Origin of the sequence: uncultured Anaerotruncus sp., assembly GCF_902490045.1 — a bacterium.
In the GTDB taxonomy this organism is placed as follows: domain Bacteria; phylum Bacillota; class Clostridia; order Oscillospirales; family Ruminococcaceae; genus Anaerotruncus.
Genome location: NZ_CABUCJ010000022.1, coordinates 11,505 through 28,575 on the forward strand (window position 1 = coordinate 11,505; position 17,071 = coordinate 28,575).

Annotated in this window: 18 protein-coding genes and 1 riboswitch; of the genes, 14 read left to right on the forward strand and 4 right to left on the reverse strand. The window is 63.7% G+C overall.

Going from position 1 to position 17,071, the window contains the following annotated elements:
• Positions 1-3 precede the first annotated feature (3 nt).
• From lon to hslO, 7 genes are all read left to right on the forward strand, one after another.
• Entirely contained in the window at positions 4-2,475 is a 2,472-nt protein-coding gene (gene lon / locus RDM88_RS04150) for an endopeptidase La (protein ID WP_308753521.1), read from the forward strand.
• 36 nt (positions 2,476-2,511) lie between these two features.
• A complete protein-coding gene (gene yihA, locus RDM88_RS04155; protein WP_308753523.1) occupies positions 2,512-3,186 on the forward strand; it encodes a ribosome biogenesis GTP-binding protein YihA/YsxC in 675 nt (224 codons plus the stop codon).
• Between the two features lie 23 nt (positions 3,187-3,209).
• Positions 3,210-4,511 (forward strand): diaminopimelate decarboxylase, encoded by a 1,302-nt coding sequence (gene lysA, locus RDM88_RS04160; RefSeq protein ID WP_308753525.1) that lies wholly within the window; start codon positions 3,210-3,212, stop codon positions 4,509-4,511.
• 12 nt (positions 4,512-4,523) lie between these two features.
• Positions 4,524-4,868, forward strand: a complete 345-nt coding sequence (locus RDM88_RS04165) for an SHOCT domain-containing protein (protein WP_308753527.1) — start codon at positions 4,524-4,526, stop codon at positions 4,866-4,868.
• A gap of 416 nt (positions 4,869-5,284) precedes the next feature.
• Complete coding sequence (locus RDM88_RS04170; protein WP_101549760.1) at positions 5,285-5,572, forward strand: YerC/YecD family TrpR-related protein; 288 nt, start codon at positions 5,285-5,287, stop codon at positions 5,570-5,572.
• Positions 5,572-6,309, forward strand: a complete 738-nt coding sequence (locus tag RDM88_RS04175) for a class I SAM-dependent methyltransferase (protein ID WP_308753530.1) — start codon at positions 5,572-5,574, stop codon at positions 6,307-6,309. The genes RDM88_RS04170 and RDM88_RS04175 overlap by 1 nt, the downstream gene beginning before the upstream one ends.
• A 23-nt stretch (positions 6,310-6,332) precedes the next feature.
• Positions 6,333-7,205: an Hsp33 family molecular chaperone HslO gene (hslO, locus tag RDM88_RS04180; protein WP_308753532.1), complete on the forward strand. Its 873-nt coding sequence runs from the start codon at positions 6,333-6,335 to the stop codon at positions 7,203-7,205.
• A 37-nt stretch (positions 7,206-7,242) separates the two neighbouring features.
• Here hslO and nth read toward each other — a convergent pair whose 3' ends face one another.
• Genes nth through RDM88_RS04195 form a run of 3 tightly spaced genes read right to left on the reverse strand, consistent with a single transcriptional unit; the run spans position 7,243 to position 9,066 of the window.
• Positions 7,243-7,887: an endonuclease III gene (gene nth / locus RDM88_RS04185; protein ID WP_308753534.1), complete on the reverse strand. Its 645-nt coding sequence runs from the start codon at positions 7,885-7,887 to the stop codon at positions 7,243-7,245.
• A 13-nt stretch (positions 7,888-7,900) separates the two neighbouring features.
• Positions 7,901-8,491, reverse strand: coding sequence for a chromate transporter (locus RDM88_RS04190; RefSeq protein ID WP_308753537.1), 591 nt, complete (start codon positions 8,489-8,491; stop codon positions 7,901-7,903).
• Positions 8,488-9,066, reverse strand: coding sequence for a chromate transporter (locus tag RDM88_RS04195; protein WP_308753539.1), 579 nt, complete (start codon positions 9,064-9,066; stop codon positions 8,488-8,490). Before RDM88_RS04195 ends, RDM88_RS04190 begins: the two co-directional genes overlap by 4 nt.
• Positions 9,067-9,300: 234 nt before the next feature.
• Here RDM88_RS04195 and RDM88_RS04200 point away from each other — a divergent pair, with 234 nt between their 5' ends.
• The 5 genes from RDM88_RS04200 to RDM88_RS04220 all read left to right on the forward strand — a co-directional run bounded on the left by RDM88_RS04200 (position 9,301) and on the right by RDM88_RS04220 (position 14,733).
• Positions 9,301-9,768, forward strand: a complete 468-nt coding sequence (locus tag RDM88_RS04200) for a TspO/MBR family protein (RefSeq protein WP_308753541.1) — start codon at positions 9,301-9,303, stop codon at positions 9,766-9,768.
• 86 nt (positions 9,769-9,854) lie between these two features.
• Positions 9,855-11,198, forward strand: a complete 1,344-nt coding sequence (locus RDM88_RS04205; RefSeq protein ID WP_308753543.1) for an AI-2E family transporter — start codon at positions 9,855-9,857, stop codon at positions 11,196-11,198.
• A gap of 116 nt (positions 11,199-11,314) precedes the next feature.
• On the forward strand, positions 11,315-12,976 hold the full coding sequence (locus RDM88_RS04210) for a hypothetical protein (protein WP_308753545.1): 1,662 nt from the start codon (positions 11,315-11,317) through the stop codon (positions 12,974-12,976).
• A gap of 187 nt (positions 12,977-13,163) precedes the next feature.
• The gene (locus tag RDM88_RS04215; protein ID WP_308753547.1) at positions 13,164-13,922 is read left to right on the forward strand and encodes a phosphoenolpyruvate-utilizing N-terminal domain-containing protein; all 759 of its coding nucleotides are present in this window, start codon (positions 13,164-13,166) and stop codon (positions 13,920-13,922) included.
• 66 nt (positions 13,923-13,988) lie between these two features.
• Positions 13,989-14,086: riboswitch (THF riboswitch) on the forward strand.
• Between the two features lie 65 nt (positions 14,087-14,151).
• Positions 14,152-14,733 (forward strand): folate family ECF transporter S component, encoded by a 582-nt coding sequence (locus tag RDM88_RS04220; RefSeq protein WP_308753549.1) that lies wholly within the window; start codon positions 14,152-14,154, stop codon positions 14,731-14,733.
• A 290-nt stretch (positions 14,734-15,023) separates the two neighbouring features.
• On the opposite strand, the gene RDM88_RS04225 is transcribed toward RDM88_RS04220, so the two are convergent.
• The gene (locus RDM88_RS04225) at positions 15,024-15,962 is read right to left on the reverse strand and encodes a D-2-hydroxyacid dehydrogenase (protein ID WP_308753554.1); all 939 of its coding nucleotides are present in this window, start codon (positions 15,960-15,962) and stop codon (positions 15,024-15,026) included.
• A gap of 231 nt (positions 15,963-16,193) precedes the next feature.
• Between RDM88_RS04225 and groES the strand changes: the two genes are divergently transcribed.
• Together groES and RDM88_RS04235 are read left to right on the forward strand one after the other, a co-directional pair.
• Complete coding sequence (gene groES, locus RDM88_RS04230) at positions 16,194-16,478, forward strand: co-chaperone GroES (RefSeq protein WP_101549792.1); 285 nt, start codon at positions 16,194-16,196, stop codon at positions 16,476-16,478.
• Positions 16,479-16,525: 47 nt separating this feature from the next.
• A partial coding sequence (locus RDM88_RS04235) for a TCP-1/cpn60 chaperonin family protein (protein WP_308753559.1) occupies positions 16,526-17,071 on the forward strand: 546 nt, incomplete at its 3' end.

The following is a 17,071-nucleotide window of genomic DNA, read 5'->3' on the forward strand; positions in this document are numbered from 1 at the left end:
GATATGAGCGAGCTTAACAATAAAAAAATCCTGCCTGCGGAGAAGAAATCCCCGCAGGTGCCCGAACCGAAAGAGCCGGTGCGCATGCCCATGCTGGTGCTGCGCGGGCTGGTGCTCTTCCCGCAGATGGTGCTGCATTTCGACGTGGGGCGGGAAAAGTCCATCCTCGCGCTCAACCGCGTGATGAGCGGCGACCGCAAAATCTTCCTCGTTGCGCAGAAGAACATCCGCGACGACGAGCCGAAGGCGGACGGGCTCTATAAAATCGGCGTGGTGGCGCAGGTCAAGCAGATCATCAAATCCCAGGGGGGCACCTGGCGGGTGCTTGTCGAGGGGATGTACCGCGCGAAGACGATCGAGGTGCTCTCCGAGTCGCCCTTCTTCGAGGGGATGATCGCGGAGTTCCCGCTGCGCATCACCCGCAGCGTCAAGTCCGCGATGTGCGACGCGCTCATGCGTACCGTCAAGGACCTGTTCGAGGAGTACTGCTACCTCACGCCGCGCATGCCAAAGGAGCTGATCGTCAGCGCGCTTGTGAGCGAGGACCCGGTTCATCTGGCGGAGTACATAGCGGGCAACATGCAGATGGAGGTCGAGGACAAGCAGACGATCCTCTCCCAAAGCGACCCGCTCAAACGGCTGGAAATCCTGGCGCGCCTGCTCGAGGAGGAGAACGACATCCTCTCGCTCGAGGCGGACATCCAGGAGAAGGTCAAGGGCCAGATCGACAAGAACCAGCGCGAATACTACCTGCGCGAGCAGATGAAGGCGATCTCGGGCGAGTTGGGCGAGGACGACGACCAGGAGGAGATCCAGGAATACTACGACAGGATCGCCAAGATCAAATTCGATTCGGAGACCGCCGAAAAGCTGAATAAGGAGGTCGACCGGCTGTCCAAGCTGCCGGGCAACTCCAACGAATCCGGGGTCATCCGCGGCTACCTCGACACGGTGCTCGAGCTGCCGTGGAACAAAAAGACCGCCGACAAGATCGACGTGAAAAAGGCGAAGGCGCTGCTCGACCGGGAGCACTATGGACTCCGGAAGGTCAAGGAGCGCATCCTCGAGCTGCTCGCGGTGCGCAAGCTCGCGCCGGAGATCAAGGGGCAGATCATCTGCCTCGTCGGCCCTCCGGGCGTCGGCAAGACGTCGATCGCCCGCTCGATCGCTAAGTCGATGGGGCGCAAATACGTGCGCATCTCGCTGGGCGGCGTGCGGGACGAGAGCGACATCCGCGGCCACCGCAAAACCTATATCGGCGCGATGCCCGGCCGCATCATCAACGCGATGAAGCTGGCGGGCAGCCAGAACCCGCTCATGCTGCTGGACGAGGTGGACAAACTCGGCAACGACTACCGCGGCGACCCGTCGGCGGCGCTGCTCGAGGTGCTCGATTCGGAGCAGAACCACGCCTTCCGCGACCATTTCATCGAGGTGCCGTTCGATCTTTCCGACGTGCTCTTCATCGCGACGGCCAACACCCTCGACACGATTCCCGGGCCGCTGCGCGACCGCATGGAGATCATCGAGCTTTCCAGCTACACCCGCGAGGAGAAGTTCCACATCGCGAAAAACCACCTCTGCCCCAAGCAGCTCAAGCGCCACGGCCTGACCGCCTCCAAGGCGAAGATCACCGACGACGCGGTCTACGCGCTCATCGACAACTACACCCGCGAGGCGGGCGTGCGCCAGCTCGAGCGGGAGATCGCCTCGCTGCTGCGGAAATCCGCCAAACAGATCGTCTCGGGCGACACGAAAAAGGTCGTCATCGACAATGGGAACATCACCGATTACCTCGGCCCCCGCAGGTTCAAGCCCGAGCTCATCCAGTCGTTCGACGAGGTGGGCATGGTCAACGGCCTCGCGTGGACGAGCGTGGGCGGCGAGATGCTCCAGGTGGAGGTCGCCGTCATGGACGGCGCGGGCAAGCTGGAATTGACCGGCTCGCTCGGCGACGTGATGAAGGAGTCCGCGCACGCGGCGGTCAGCTATATCCGCGCCCACTGGGAGCAGTACGGCGTGGAGCACGACTTCTACAAGACGCGCGACATTCATATCCATGTTCCCGAGGGGGCGGTGCCCAAGGACGGGCCGTCCGCGGGCGTGACCATCTGCACCGCGCTCATCTCCGCGCTGTCGGGCACCCCGGTGCGCCGCGACGTTGCGATGACCGGCGAGATCACCCTGCGCGGGCGGGTGCTGCCGATCGGCGGGCTCAGGGAAAAGACGATGGCCGCCTACCGCGCGGGCATCAAGACGGTCGTCATCCCCTCGGAGAACGAGCCCGACCTCGCCGAGGTGGACGAGGCCGTGAAGGAGCATATCCGCTTCGTCACCGCCGAGCGGATCGACACGGTGCTCGAGACGGCGCTCGTCAAAAAGCCGCGCGCCAAGGCGAGCACCCCCGTGCTCGACGCGCTCGCGGCCGAGGGCAAGGAGCCGCTTTCCAAGGCGAATTCCCCGATTCCGCAGTAAAGACGACCAAAAGACAGACTGAAAGGGGCGGGAGCCATGAATTACCACAACGTACAATTTGAGGCAAGCTACGGCACGTCGGCGCAGCTTCCGCCCTCCGACCTGCCGGAGATCGCCTTCGCGGGGCGCTCCAACGTGGGCAAGAGCTCGATGATCAACAAGCTCTTCAACCGGAAGGGGCTCGCGCGGGTTTCGGCGGTGCCGGGCAAGACGGCGACGATCAACTTTTTCCACGCGGACGGCATCCGCTTTGCCGACCTGCCCGGCTACGGCTACGCGAAGGTCTCGAAGGGGGAGAAGCGCCGCTGGGCGGAGCTGATCGAGGGCTATTTCGCGCAGGACCGCGACCTGCGGGTCGTCTTCCAGCTCATCGACATGCGCCATCCGCCGACGGCGGACGACCTGACGATGATCGACTTTTTGATCGACCGGGAGCTGCCCTTCGTGGCCGTGCTGACCAAGGCGGATAAGCTCTCGAAGAAGCAGCGGGAGGAACGCCTCGCCGCGCTGGAGCGCGAGCTGCCCTGCGCCGACCAGATCATCAAGATCCCCTTCTCCGCCGAGACGGGCGAGGGGGTCGACGCGGTGAAGGGGATCGTCGCGGAGATCGAGCGGGACTGCGCTGAGGAGTCGCGGGAGGAGGACGACCGCGCCTCGATGGACGCGCGGAAGGCCGAGAAGGACGCGGGCGGCTATGCCGACGACATGTAAAATCTGACGAAAGACGTGATCATATGTTTGTATCCGACTGCCTGGGGCTCAACGCCCTCGGACACCTGACGATCGGCGGACGCGATACCGTCGAGCTGGCGCAGACCTACGGCACCCCCCTCTATGTCATGGACGAGGACGAAATCCGCCGCGCCTGCGAAAGCTACCGCGAGTCGATCAACCGCTACTACGGCGGCCGGGGGCTCGTGACCTACGCGAGCAAGGCGTTCTGCTGCAAGGCGGTCTGCAGGATCGTGGCGGAGGAGGGGCTCGGGCTCGACGTGGTGTCGGGGGGCGAGCTCTACACCGCCAAAAGCGTCGGCTTCCCGCCCGAGCGCATCTTTTTCCACGGCAACAACAAGACGGTGCAGGAGCTGATCGAGGCGCTCGAATACGGCGTGGGCACGATCGTCGTCGACAATTTCGACGAGCTCATGCTGCTCGACCAGCTCGCCGCCAGCCGGGGCAAGGTCGCGGAGATCCTCTTCCGCATCAAGCCGGGCATCGACGCGCACACCCACGACTTCGTGCGCACCGGACAGATCGACAGCAAGTTCGGCCTGGCGCTCGAGACGGGAGAGGCGATGGAGGCGGTCCGGCAGGCCGTCGGCATGAAGGGGGTCCGCCTCAAGGGCGTCCACTGCCACATCGGCTCGCAGATTTTCGACATCGAGCCGTTCGAGCACGCCGCAGAGGTGATGCTCGGCTTCATGGCGGACGTGAAGGCGGAGACGGGCCGGGAGCTTGAGATTCTCGACCTGGGCGGCGGCTTCGGCATCAAATACCTGCCCGAGCACGACCCCGTCCAGTATGACCGCTATATGCAGCGGGTCGCGGGCGCGGTCGAGCGCACCTGCAGGGCGCGCGGGCTGCGCACCCCGTTTATCGTCATCGAGCCGGGCCGTTCGATCGTCGGTCCCGCGGGGCTGACCCTCTACACTGCGGGCGCGGTCAAGGAGATTCCCGGCGTGCGCACCTACCTTTCGGTGGACGGCGGCATGGGGGACAACCCGCGCTATATCCTCTACCAGGCGCCCTACGAGGCGATGGTCGCCAACCGGGCCGCCGAGCCCAAGACCCGCACCGTCACCCTCGCGGGCCGGTGCTGCGAGTCGGGCGATCTGATCGGCGAGCATATGCAGATGCAGGAGGCGCGCGCGGGCGACATCATCGCCGTGCTGGCCACCGGCGCCTACAACCATTCGATGGCCTCCAACTACAACCGCATCCCGCGGCCTCCCGTCGTGATGCTCCGGGAGGGGCAGGCGCGCGTCGTCGTCCGGCGGGAGAGCTATGAGGATCTCGTGCGAAACGATGAGGACTGAGGAGGACGCGGGATGAAAAAACAGGTTCGCGTCCGGCCGGGCAGGGGACAGTCGGCCGTCGGAGCCGTCGTCGGCGTGGTCTTTGTCCTGCTCGGCGTCTTCATGGTGATCCCCGCCTTCGGGCCGTTCGGCGTCTTCTGGACGCTGATCGCGGCCGTCATCACGGCGGTCAACCTGCTGAACGCCTTTTCCCAAAGAGGCGTGGCAAGCTGCCGCATCGAGATCGACGAGGCGGACGCGCCGGGGGAGGAGCCGATCGAACGGCGGCTCGAGCGCCTGCGCGGGCTCTATGAGCAGCGGCTGATCTCCGAGGAGGAGTACCAAAAGAAAAAAGCGGAGCTTTTGAAGGAGCTCTGAAGGCGGCCGGGCGGTGTTTCCGCCCGGCTTCAGCTTGTCGATACCATCGACAAGCTGCTGGACGGGGAACCCGGATCGCTTCGCCTCACGGTGTTCGGCTCACTCCCTTGTTTCCCCGCCAGAACCACCCCTCCTCTTGTAAAACCGCTCTTTGAGCGGTTTTACGCCATAAGGGAATGATGTCCGGCACATGTCCGGACATCCTTGGGAAACCGTCAAAATCGCTCTATTTGCGACGGAGGATTCTTCTGGCAGTCTACGGCCGGGCGGTGTTTCCGCCCGGCTTTTCGCGCCCTTTCCCGGTTTGCGTCGGCAGCAGGAAAAAATGTAGCGCTTTCATGCATAAAAGTCTTTACTTTCGTAAACTAAAATGATAAAATGCAGACAGTGCAAATTTCATTTTTGGAGGCGATCGTTTGAATACGAAACTCAAGGACATGAACGTCGACTATCTGTTTAAAGCCATCCTCTCCCTCGAAACGATGGACGAGTGCTATAATTTCTTCGACGACCTGTGCACCGTGCCCGAGCTCAAGGCGCTCTCCCAGCGCCTCGAGGTGGCCCGCATGCTCAGCGAGGGGCGCGTCTACAGCGACATCGTCGCCAAGACAGGCGCGTCCACCGCGACGATCAGCCGCGTGAACCGCTCCCTCAACTACGGCAGCGACGGCTACAAGGTGGTCTTCGAGCGGGTGAAGGACTGATGTCCTACCATACCTTTGCCGCCTATTACGACCGGCTGATGGAGCAGGTCGACTACCGGCGGCGCGCGCAATACTTCGATTCTATCATCAGGCAGCATCTCCGCGTGGCCGAAAAGCCCATCCTGCTCGATCTGGCGTGCGGGACGGGGAGCCTTTCGGTCGAGCTTTCCCGCCTCGGCTACGACGTGATCGGGGTGGACGGCAGCGCGGACATGCTGTCTGAAGCTGCGTCCAAGGGCGCGGGAGGAATTCTCTGGCTCTGCCAGGATTTTTCCTCCCTGGACCTCTATGGCACGGTGGACGCGGCGGTCTGCGCGCTCGACAGCCTCAACCACGTCACCGACGAGGCGGCGCTCGAGGCCGCGATCGGGCGGGTGGCCCTCTTCACCGCGCCGGGCGGCGTCTTCGTCTTCGACGTGAACACCCCCTACAAGCACCGGGAAATCCTCGGGCAGAACACCTTCGTCTACGACCTCGGGGACCTCTACTGCGTGTGGCAGAACACCACCGATGAAACCCTGCTCACCGAGATTACGCTCGACTTTTTTGTGCGGGAGGAGGGCCTCTACGCGCGGGAGGGGGAGAGCTTCTGCGAGCGCGGCTATTCGCACGACACGCTCGCCGGGATCCTCGAACGCGCCGGCTTCGAGCTGCTCGCGGTCTATGCGGGGGACACCTTCGACCCGGTGGGGGAGACGACCCAGCGCGCCGTCTACGCGGCGCGCCGCAGGGGATAAGAAACGGAAAGGAACTTCATGATATGGGAAAACTGATCCGCGCCATCGCGGGGGACGGCTCGCTCGTCTGCACCGCGGTGGATTCGACCGATATCGCCGCCGAGGCGGAGCGCGTCCACAGGACCTCCGCCACGGTGACGGCCGCGCTCGGGCGGCTGGTAACCGCCGCCTCGATCATGGGCAGCCAGCTCAAAAACGAGGGGGACAGCGTCACGGTGCGGCTGGCCGGCGGGGGGCCCGCCGGCTCGCTCATCGCGGTGTCCGACGCGCGGGGCAACCCGCGCGGCTACGTCGCCAACCCCGTCGTGGAAATCCCGCTCAACCGCTACGGCAAGCTGGACGTGGCGGGCGCGGTGGGCAAAAACGGCACCCTCACCGTCATCAAGGACGTGGGCCTGCCCGAACCGTCGATCGGCTCGGTGCCGATCGTTTCGGGGGAGATCGCCGAGGATGTGACGAGCTACTACGCGGTCAGCGAGCAGACCCCGACCGTCTGCGCGCTCGGCGTGCTCGTGAACCCCGAGCTCACCGTGCGGGCGGCGGGCGGCTACCTCGTGCAGCTGCTGCCGGGCGCGGGGGAGGACGCGATCGCGCGATTGGAGGAGAACATCAACGCGGTGAAGCCCGTCTCCACAATGATCGACGAGGGGATGGGCCCTCGGGAGATCATCGAAAGGGTGCTCGCGGGCTTTTCCCCCGAGATTTTGGACGAGCGGGAGGTCTGCTACCGCTGCACCTGCTCCAAGCAGCGGGTGGAGCGGGCGCTTCTCAGCATCGGCCGCGAGGACCTCGAAAAGCTCGCCGGGGAGCAGGAGACCACCGAGGTGGCCTGCCACTTCTGCGACAAAAAGTACACGTTTACCCGCGCGGAGCTGGAAGCCCTGCTGCGGCGATGAATGGAAAAACGGCCCGCCGAAAGGCGGGCCGCTTCGCTTATTTGAGCTTGTATGTATCCTGATAGTGCTTGCAGCAGACGTTCAGCACGCATTTGTCGCATTGGGGCCGCCGCGCGACGCAGACGGCGCGGCCGTGCAGCACCAGCCGGTGGCAGAAGTCGTTGGATTCCGCGGGCGGCAGCAGCGGGCGGAGCTGCTCCTCCACCTTGGCGGGATCCTTGCTGTCGGTGAGGCCGAGCAGGTTGGTGATGCGGATGCAGTGGGTGTCGCAGACGATCGCGGGCTTCCCGTAGACGTCGCCCACCACGAGGTTCGCGGTCTTGCGCCCGATGCCGGGGAGCTTGGTCAGCTCCTCCACCGTGTCGGGAAGCACGCCGTCGTACCGCTCCATCAGCATTTGGCACATCGCGACGATGTCCTTGGCCTTGGTGTGGTAAAAGCCGCAGGGCTTCACGATCGCCTCCACGTCGGCGACGTCCGCCTCTGCAAAGTCCCGGATGCTCCGGTACTTTTGGAAGAGGTCGACGCAGACGATGTTGACCCGCGCGTCGGTGCACTGCGCGGCCAGGCGGGTGGCGATCATCAGCTCATGGGGCTTTCGGTAGTCGAGCGAGCAGATCGCGTCAGGGTATTCCGCTTTCAGCAGTTCCACCGCCTGAAGGGCGGCTTTTTTCTTGTTCATGGGAGACCTCCTTTTAAGGAATCATGGGCAGGGCGGCGTGGAAAAGGAATCCCAGCGCGCCGGAGATGCAGATGAGCCAGATGGGATGCAGCTTTTTGCGCCAGCGGCTGACCGCGAAGACGATCACGCCGATCAGGATGGCGCGCCAGCTGATGTGGGGCAGCGTCCAGAAGTAGAGCAGGGCGTGGGGGGAGAGGCCGCCGAGGGTGATCGCGGTGAAGATCGAGAGCGCGGCCGAGGCGACGAGCGCGACGACGGCGGGCCGCAGGCCGTAAAAGACGGCCTTCACATAGGTGTTCTCCTGGATGCGGCCGAACCACTTGGCGACGATGAGGATGATGAGGAAGGAGGGCAGCACGACGCCGAGGGTGGCGCAGACGGCGCCTGCGACGCCCGACTGGGACATGCCCACGAAGGTGGCGATGTTGACCGCGAAGGGGCCGGGGGTGGACTCGCTGATGGCGATGAAATCGATGAGCTGCGACTGGGTGAGCCAGCCGTGGGAGAGGATGTCCTGCTGGATCATCGGGATCATCGCGTAGCCGCCGCCGAAGGTGAAAAGCCCGATCTTGAAAAAGGTGAGAAAGAGGTAGAGGTTGATCACTTGCCGTCACCTCCCGCCGCTTTCGGGTTCCTGCGCGCGATCACGAGCTGGCGGACGACGCCGGCCGCGCCCGAGAGGACGAGCAGCAGGATCACGCTGACGTTGAAGAAGGAGGCCGCGAGGAAATCGACCAGGATGACGGCCGCGACAAAGTTGGTGCGGGGGACCTGCTTGCCGAGCTTGATGACGGCATTGAGGATGAGCACGACGACGCCCGCGCGGATGCCGTCGAACACCCAGGTCAGCCAGGTGAACCGCTGGTACTGCATGATGAAGAGGGAGAGCGCCGCGATGATGAGGAAGGAGGGCAGCGCGACCCCGAGGGTCGCGGCGGCCGACCCCGCGACCCCGGCGACCCGGCAGCCGATGAAGGTCGCGGAATTGATCGACACGGGCCCGGGCGTCGCCTCCGAGATGGCAAGCACGTCGAGCATCTCCTCATCGCTGATCCACCGGTGGTTTTCCACCGCTTCGCGGTGGATGAGCGGGATCATCGCGTAGCCGCCGCCGAAGGTGAAAAGGCCGATCTTGAAGAAGGCGGCGAACAGATTCAAAAGCTGGTGATTTTTTTTCATGGACGATTCAGACTCTTTTCCACAGGCTGGGCCTGTTTTATCGGGAGCGCGGCGGGACCCGCGCGGCCAGGGCGGACCCTGGCGGAACCACGGTACGCGGTGCCGGTTGGGAAAACGCGGGGATGCGTTTATTATACCCCGAAACGACAGGTCCCGTCAAACAATCTGAATAAATGTTACTGTTTTGTCATAAGCTACAGAAAGGAAAATTTTGTATGAAAGAGGGGAGCGCCCATGCCCATCCGCCTCAAACCCCTTGCGGTCTCGGTCGCCGTCCCGCTGGCCGGCGGGCTGCTCAGCAACTGGCTTTCCGGGGACGTCCGCGCGGTCTACGAGTCGCTCGATCTGCCCGCCTTCGCGCCGCCCGCGTGGGTGTTCGGGGTCGTGTGGCCGCTGCTCTACCTGCTGCTGGGGATCGCGGCCTATCTCGTGTGGGAGAAGCCCGCCTCCTCCGCGCGCACACAGGCGCTCACCTTCTACGGCGTGCAGCTCCTCCTCAACTTCCTCTGGAGCCCGCTCTTTTTCCGGTTCGGGCTTTACCGCTTCGCCTTCTGGGAGCTGTGCGCCCTCTTCGCGCTCGCTCTGGTCGCCGCCGCCTGCTTCGCGATGCTCTCCCGGCGCACTCTCTGGCTCACGGCGCCCTATCTCTGCTGGCTGCTCTACGCGGCGGCGCTCAACCGGGCGGTCGCCGCGCTGAATTAACTGCTTCCCCTATCAATTTTCCCGCCGCTGTGATAGAATAGGGAAAAGACCCGCGTGCAAAACGACGGAAGAAAAAAGGTGCGCAGATGAAACTGAACTTCAACAAACGAGACACGACCACGGCCGTCTACGCTTTCCTGGTGCTGGCGGCGGCGATCCTCTTCTATGGGCTCCTGAACAATTTCCCGGTGGTCGGCAGGGCGCTGTCGACGGTTGTGGGGCTGATTTCCCCCTTCATCTACGCGTTCGGCATCGCCTACATCCTCAACCCCATTTTAAAATTCATCGAGCGCGCCATCCTGACCCCCCTGCTCGGCCGGCACGTCAGCGGCAAGTGCATCCGCGCGGTCGCTGTGCTGCTGACCTTCCTGTTTGCGGCGGGGGTGATCGCGGTGTTCGTCATGATCGTCATCCCGCAGCTGATCTCGAGCATCACGGGACTCGTTTTCAAGCTCTCCCGCTTCCTCAATTCGCCCGACACCTGGCTGCCGCGCCTGCTGGCGCTCTTCCCCGATCTCGACCTCAACGCCACGATCTCGAACGCGCTCAAGCAGTACGCCGACACGATCCTGAACTCCACGGTCTCGATGATGAAGCAGCTGCTTCCCTGGCTCGTCTCGGCATCCACCAGCTTTGCGTCGGGCCTGCTGAGCACGGTGGTGGGCATCATCATCTCGGTCTACATGCTGCTTGACAAGGAGCGGTTCTGCGCGGGCTGCAAAAAGGTGTGGTACGCCGTCCTCCCGCAGCAGCGCGCCGACTGGCTGCTCGACCTGACCGCCGAGGCCAACCAGGTGTTCGGCGGCTTCATCAGCGGGAAGATCCTCGATTCCCTCATAATCGGCATCCTCTGCTTTTTGGGGATGTCCCTCTTCAACATGCCCAACGCGATGCTTGTTTCGGTCATCGTGGGGGTCACCAACGTCATCCCCTATTTCGGTCCCTTCATCGGCGCGATCCCCTCCTTCTTCATCATCCTGATTGACGCGCCGGTCAAGGCGCTGTGGTTTCTCGTCTTCATCCTCATCCTCCAGCAGTTCGACGGCAACATCCTCGGCCCGAAAATCCTCGGCGACTCGACGGGGCTTTCGGCCTTCTGGGTCATCTTCGCGATCATGCTCTTCGGGGGGCTCTACGGCTTCATCGGGATGTTTTTGGGCGTGCCCGTCTTTTCGGTGGTATACATGCTCATCTGGCGGTTTGTCGACGCGCGGCTGGCCGCCCGCGGCATGCCGCTGGAGCTCGTGAGCTACAGCGCGCCCGACTCGCCCATCCCGCTGGGCTCGAAGACGCAGAAGCCCGCCCGGCGCGGCGCGCCGGGAATGCTGCGCGGCGCGCACGTCTCCCGCGTCGGGCCGCCGCGCCGCAAGAAGGCGGACGAGTCGGGGGACGCCTCCGGCGGGCGGGAAAACGATTCCCCGGATGCGTGAACAAACTGTGAAGAAGAATGAATCTTTTGTTAAAATTTGCCGGTTTCCTCCCGCGCGGAGGGAAATTGTGATAGAATATTCTATACAAAACGCGGCAACGAAAGTGAGGACTGCCTGTGAAGGTCAAACGGTACAAGCTGGTTACCTACCTTGTCATTACCCTTGGAATCTGCGTCTATATCTTTTTTGAAGCGCCCAACCTCAATCCCTTTTTCTATTCGGACGGCGCCTTCTTCTGGGCGGTGGTCATCACCCTCTATGTCGGCGCGTGGGCGCTCATGCATTTTGGGGAGCTGACCTTCCAGTTTACCGACCGCAGCGAGCGGCCGTTCAACTATGTGCCCAACGAGAAGTTTCCCCGCTGGACCAAGCTCCTGCTGGCGCTGCCGTGGGTGTTCTTCATCGTGGTGCTGATCGGGTCCTCCTTCCTCTTCAACTGGAAGGCGTTCCGCGACCAGCTCGGCACCTCCGAGGTGGTCGAGTTTTCCGCGAGCATGCAGGCGGTCGACCTCAACCAGGTGCCGGTCGTCGACCAGGAGCTGGCCGTGCGGCTGGCCGACAAGAAGCTCGGAGAGCGCGCCGGGCTCGGCAGCCAGGTGCGCCTGGGCGGCAACGACGCGACAATCCAGCGGGTGGACGGCAAGCTCGTGTGGGCGGTGCCGCTCTACCATTCCGGCCTCTTCAAGTGGCTGACCAACATGTCGGGCACCCCGGGCTATATCCTCGTGTCCGCCACCGATGTGAACGACGTGCAGTACGTCGAAAACTTCAAGGTGAAATACCAGCCGGGCAACTACCTGCTGCACGACCTGACGAGGCACACCCGCTTCTTCGGGGCGTGGTTCGACGGGATCACCGACCCCTCCTTTGAGATCGACGACGACGGGCAGCCCTACTGGATCTATACGACCTACCGCAACCGGCGCGGCTTCAGCCTCCCCGAGGCGACGGGCGCGTGGGTGGTCAACGCGACCACCGGCGAGATGGAAAAGTACACGATCGAGACGATCCCCGGGTGGGTCGACCGCATCCAGCCGGAGGACTTCATCATCCGCCAGATCAACAACAAGGGCGAATACGTGCGCGGCTGGCTCAACTTCGCGGACAAGGACAAATACCGCGCCTCGGCCGGGCACATGATCATCTACAACAACGACCGCTGTTACCTCTTCACCGGCATGACGAGCGTGGGCGGCGACGACAGCGCGATCGGGTTCATCATGGTCGACATGGTCACCAAGGAGTCGATCGTCTACCAGATGCCGGGCGCGACCGAGATGGCGGCGCAGGGCTCGGCGGAGGGCAAGGTCCAGCACCTGGGCTATGACGCGACCTTCCCGCTCATCCTCAACGTCGAGGGACAGCCGACCTACTTCATGGCGCTCAAGGACCAGAGCCGCCTCATCAAGCAGTACGCCTTCGTATCGGTGGCCAACTATTCGATCGTCGGCACGGGCGAGACGATCCCGCTCGCGCTGCGCGACTACCAGCAGGGGCTCAAGAACTCGGGCATCGCCGGGGTCGCGCCGCCCGCCTCGGAGCAGGCCGCGGTCACCGGGACGGTCGAGCGCATCGCCTCGGAGGTGAACGGCGGGGACACGGTCTACAAGATGATTCTCGCGGAGCATCCGGACCAGATCTTCACGGTGCCCGCGCTCATCTCCGACGAGCTGGCGCTCACCCGCGAGGGGGACCGCGTCAAGCTTGAATACACCGAGGGCGAGGGGATCATCAGCCAGGCAACCTCGTTTGACAACCTCGCCTATACCCAGAAATGAGCAGCAGGGGTCCCGCGGCGCCGCGGGACCCCTGTTTTTTCCCAATAAAACGTTTTCGCGGAAAGGACTTTTTTCGCCCGGTTTTTGTTGACAGAACGGGCCTGCGTCACTATAATGGAAGAAATTCGGGCGATGCATTGGAATACCGCTTTAAACCGTGAAATTTAAGCGGGAGGAGGGATGGACGGTGGAAACGCTCAGGGGGATCGGTGGGAGCGGCGGCCTCGTGATTGGGCGGCTGCATTTCTTCGACAACGCGGTGCGCCAGGTGGGGCCCGCTCCGGCCGCCGACAGCCGCGCGGAGCTGGAGCGGTTCGAGGCGGCGCGCGCGGAGACGCTCGGCATCCTCGACGCGCTGCAGCGGCGCGCGCGGGAGGAGGCGGGCCCCGACGAGGCGCGCATCTTTGAAATCCATCGGATCATGCTGACCGACCCCGACTTTGAGGAGCGGGTGACCGACCGGATCGTCGGGCAGGGCCTGACCGCGGAATACGCGGTGCAGGAAGCCGGCCGGGAACTTGCGCAGATGCTGGCGGCGATGGACGACGCCTACATGCGGGAGCGCAGCGCGGACGTGACCGACGTGTGCAACGGGGTCATGCGGCGGCTGCGCGGCGAAAAGGAGGCCGACCTGCCGGGGGGCGGCGCGGAACCGTGGGTGCTCGCGGCGCGCCACCTGCTGCCCAGCGAGGTGGTGCGGATCGAGCGGGGGAGGGTGCTCGCGCTCGTGACGAGCGGGGGCTCGCAGATGTCCCACGCCTGCATCCTCGCGCGCACGATGGGGGTGCCCGCCGTGACGCGGGTGGGCGAGGGGCTCTTCACCCTGCGGGAGGGCGGGCTCCTCGTGGTGAACGGCTTCACCGGCGAGGTGTTCGCGGACCCGGACGAGCGCACCCTCATGGCGGTGCGGGAGGGCTGCCATGGCCCGCGCGCGCAGTCGGGCTGACGGTGCAGGGGCGCAAATCCCCCCTTGCATTTTTTCGCGGATATGATATGATAGGAGCATACTCATAGCAGAGTAGGAACCGGCGCGTTAAGTGCCGCCCGAACGGGGAGTTGTCGGGCGGACGAAAAGGAATCCTTGCGGTGCCGGTCCCGCATCCCGCTGCTGCATCCAAAGAGCGAGCCCTCTTTTCATGTAGCAAGAGACTGTTACATGAAAGGAGGTTATTTTTTTGCAGAATCGGTTTTCTTCCCTCGCGGCGGAGCTGCGCGGGATTCCCCGCCTGACCGCCGAGTCCGCCCGGGAGACCCGCAGCGTCCGTTCGCTGACGGGCACGTCGATGCTCATGGCGCTTTCGGTGCTGCTCAACCAGTTCACGATCTTCATAAGCGCGCTGATCCGCGTGAGCTTCACCTTCCTGCCGATCGCGGCCGCGGGCATGCTTTTCGGCCCCGTGCTCACCGGGCTGGCGGGCGCGGCCATCGACATCCTCAAGTACTTCACCCGCAATGACGGAAGCGCCTTCTTCCCCGGGTTCACGATCAGTGAATTTATGCGCGGCTTCCTCTACGGGCTGATCCTCTACCGGAAGCCGGTCACGCTCGGGCGCACCGCCGCCGCGCACTTGTGCGTCATGGTGGTCGTCACCTTCCTGCTCAACCCGCTGTGGCTTTCGATGATGTACGGGCAGGCGTTCGTCGCGCTTGTCGGCATGCGCGTGGTCAAGAACGTCTTCCTTTTCCCGATCGAAGTGGCGATGCTCTACGCGCTGCTCAGGGCGACCGCGACCATCCGGGCGCGCGCGCTCGTGTGACCCTTCTTTCTTTTCTGTCGCAAAAGAAAGAAGCAAAGAAAATGCGCTTAAAGCAGGGCCTGCGGGCCCGGGTAAAGGGCTCCGCCCTCGAAAACGCCCGGCACTCCTTCAGAGTGCCGGGCGTTTTCTCACCCGCCACCTTTTAGAAAAGGCGGGCGAAAATGTTATTCACGGGTAGCGTGGCGCGGAGAAGGCGGCGGCCGGCCTGAACCAAACGTTTCGGGGTCCAGGGGGACTTTTCAAAGTCCCCCTTGGCAGAGGGGCTTTTAAGCCCCTTCTGTCAAGGATTTTCAAAGTTCCTCCTGGGCGGTGAAACGCGTGAGGTTTTCAGCGGCGAGGCGCAGCAGGCGTTCGCGCGTCTCGACGGGCATCCAGCTCACATGCGGCGTGCAGATGACGCGCGGATGGAAGGCGAGCGGGTGGTCCGGCGAGGGCGGCTCCCCGGAAAGCACGTCGAGCCCGGCCATGTAGAGCTTGCCCGAATCGAGCGCATCGGCCACGTCCCGCTCGTTGAGGATCGCGCCGCGCGCCGTGTTGAGCAGCACCGCGCCGTCCTTCATCCGCGCGATGGCGGCGGCGTCGATCATGCCGCGCGTTTCATCGGTCAGCGGGCAGTGGATGCTCACCACGTCCGACCGCGCGAGCAGCTCGCCGAGCGGGACCATCCGCGCCGCGCTGTCCCCGGCGACGGGACTGCGGCGGCAGGCGAGCACCTCCATGCCGAGCGCGGCGGCGATTTTCGCCACCGCGCGGCCGATCTCGCCGTAGCCGATGACGCCGAGCGTCCTGCCCGCGAGCTCAAACATCCGCCGCCCGGCGACCTGCGGGTCGGTGGGGGAGACCCAGCGGCCCTCGCGGACGTAGCGGGCGTGCTCCGGGGTGGCGCAGGCGATCGAGAGGAGCAGCGAAATGGTGCACTGGGCGACCGCCGCCGTGCTGTAGGAGGGCACGTTGCGCACCGTCACGCCCGCGCGGCGCGCCGCCTCGAGGTCGATCATGTTGTAGCCGGTGCCGAAGGTGCCCGCGAACCGCAGGCACGGGCAGGCGGCGAAGGTCTCCGCGGTGAGGGGTGCGCGGTTGGTGAAGACCGCTTCGGCGTCCCCGATGCGCGCGGCGATCTGTCCGGGCGGGGTGTCGTCATACCACTCCACCGCGAAGCGCGCGGGGTCGAGCGGCAGGCCGCGCGTGCCGTACCCCGCGAGGAAACCGTCGAGAACCACTACTTTCATACCATGACCTCCCTTGCAGGGACATTGTAGCAGAAGCGGGCGCGCATTACAAGAAACTGGGGGTGCGGCTGGGTGATTGTTACCAAAATGTTAACATTGAAAATTTTTTGGAAAAGGGGTTGATTTTTATAAAAAATGTATTAGAATAGTCTTAGCACTCAGAGAGAAAGAGTGCTAAGAAATCTCCTTGAATTTGTCAAAAAACTATTATAATAACTGGAGGAATTCATCATGACGATCAAACCATTGGCAGACAGAGTTGTCACAAAGATGGCGGAAGCGGAAGAGACCACCAAGAGCGGCATCATTTTGGCGGGCTCCGCGAAGGAAAAACCGGAAATCGCCGAAGTTCTGGCGGTCGGCCCGGGCGGCCTGGTTGACGGCAAAGAGGTCAAGATGACCGTCAAGGTCGGCGACAAGGTCCTGATGAGCAAGTATTCCGGCACGCAGGTCAAGGTGGACGGCGAGGAATACACCATCGTGCGCCAGAACGACATCCTCGCGATCGTGGAATGATCACAGCCCCGTGAACAATAAATTTTGATATAGGAGACTGATAGATTATGGCTAAGGTTATCTGCTATGGCGAGGATGCCCGCAAGGCGCTCCAGGCCGGTATTGACAAACTTTCCGACACCGTTAAGATCACCCTGGGACCCAAGGGCCGCAACGTCGTGCTCGACAAGAAGTTCGGCGCCCCGCTCATCACCAACGACGGCGTGACGATCGCCAAGGAGATCGAGCTGCCCGACGCGTATGAGAACATGGGCGCGCAGCTGGTCAAAGAGGTCGCGACCAAGACCAACGACGCGGCCGGCGACGGCACCACCACCGCGACCCTGCTGGCACAGGCGCTGGTGCGCGAGGGCATGAAGAACGTCACCTCGGGCGCGAACCCGATGGCGGTCAAGAAGGGCATCGCCAAGGCGGTCGACGCGGCCGTCGATTCGCTCAAGGAGAACTCCAAGAAGGTCAAGGGCAGCAAGGACATCGCGCGCGTCGCGTCCGTCTCGTCCGGCGACGAGTTCATCGGCGAACTGATCTCCGAAGCGATGGAGAAGGTTTCCGCCGACGGCGTCATCACGATCGAGGAGTCCAAGACCGCCGAG

Coding starts and splice junctions, on each gene's coding strand:
- lon (WP_308753521.1), top strand. CDS start 4: ATGAGCGAGCTTAACAATAAAAAAATCCTGCCTGCGGAGAAGAAATCC.
- RDM88_RS04205 (WP_308753543.1), top strand. CDS start 9,855: ATGAAACTGAACTTCAACAAACGAGACACGACCACGGCCGTCTACGCT.
- RDM88_RS04195 (WP_308753539.1), bottom strand. CDS start 9,066: ATGAAAAAAAATCACCAGCTTTTGAATCTGTTCGCCGCCTTCTTCAAG.
- RDM88_RS04165 (WP_308753527.1), top strand. CDS start 4,524: ATGAAAAAACAGGTTCGCGTCCGGCCGGGCAGGGGACAGTCGGCCGTC.
- hslO (WP_308753532.1), top strand. CDS start 6,333: ATGGGAAAACTGATCCGCGCCATCGCGGGGGACGGCTCGCTCGTCTGC.
- lysA (WP_308753525.1), top strand. CDS start 3,210: ATGTTTGTATCCGACTGCCTGGGGCTCAACGCCCTCGGACACCTGACG.
- RDM88_RS04175 (WP_308753530.1), top strand. CDS start 5,572: ATGTCCTACCATACCTTTGCCGCCTATTACGACCGGCTGATGGAGCAG.
- RDM88_RS04225 (WP_308753554.1), bottom strand. CDS start 15,962: ATGAAAGTAGTGGTTCTCGACGGTTTCCTCGCGGGGTACGGCACGCGC.
- nth (WP_308753534.1), bottom strand. CDS start 7,887: ATGAACAAGAAAAAAGCCGCCCTTCAGGCGGTGGAACTGCTGAAAGCG.
- yihA (WP_308753523.1), top strand. CDS start 2,512: ATGAATTACCACAACGTACAATTTGAGGCAAGCTACGGCACGTCGGCG.
- RDM88_RS04200 (WP_308753541.1), top strand. CDS start 9,301: ATGCCCATCCGCCTCAAACCCCTTGCGGTCTCGGTCGCCGTCCCGCTG.
- groES (WP_101549792.1), top strand. CDS start 16,194: ATGACGATCAAACCATTGGCAGACAGAGTTGTCACAAAGATGGCGGAA.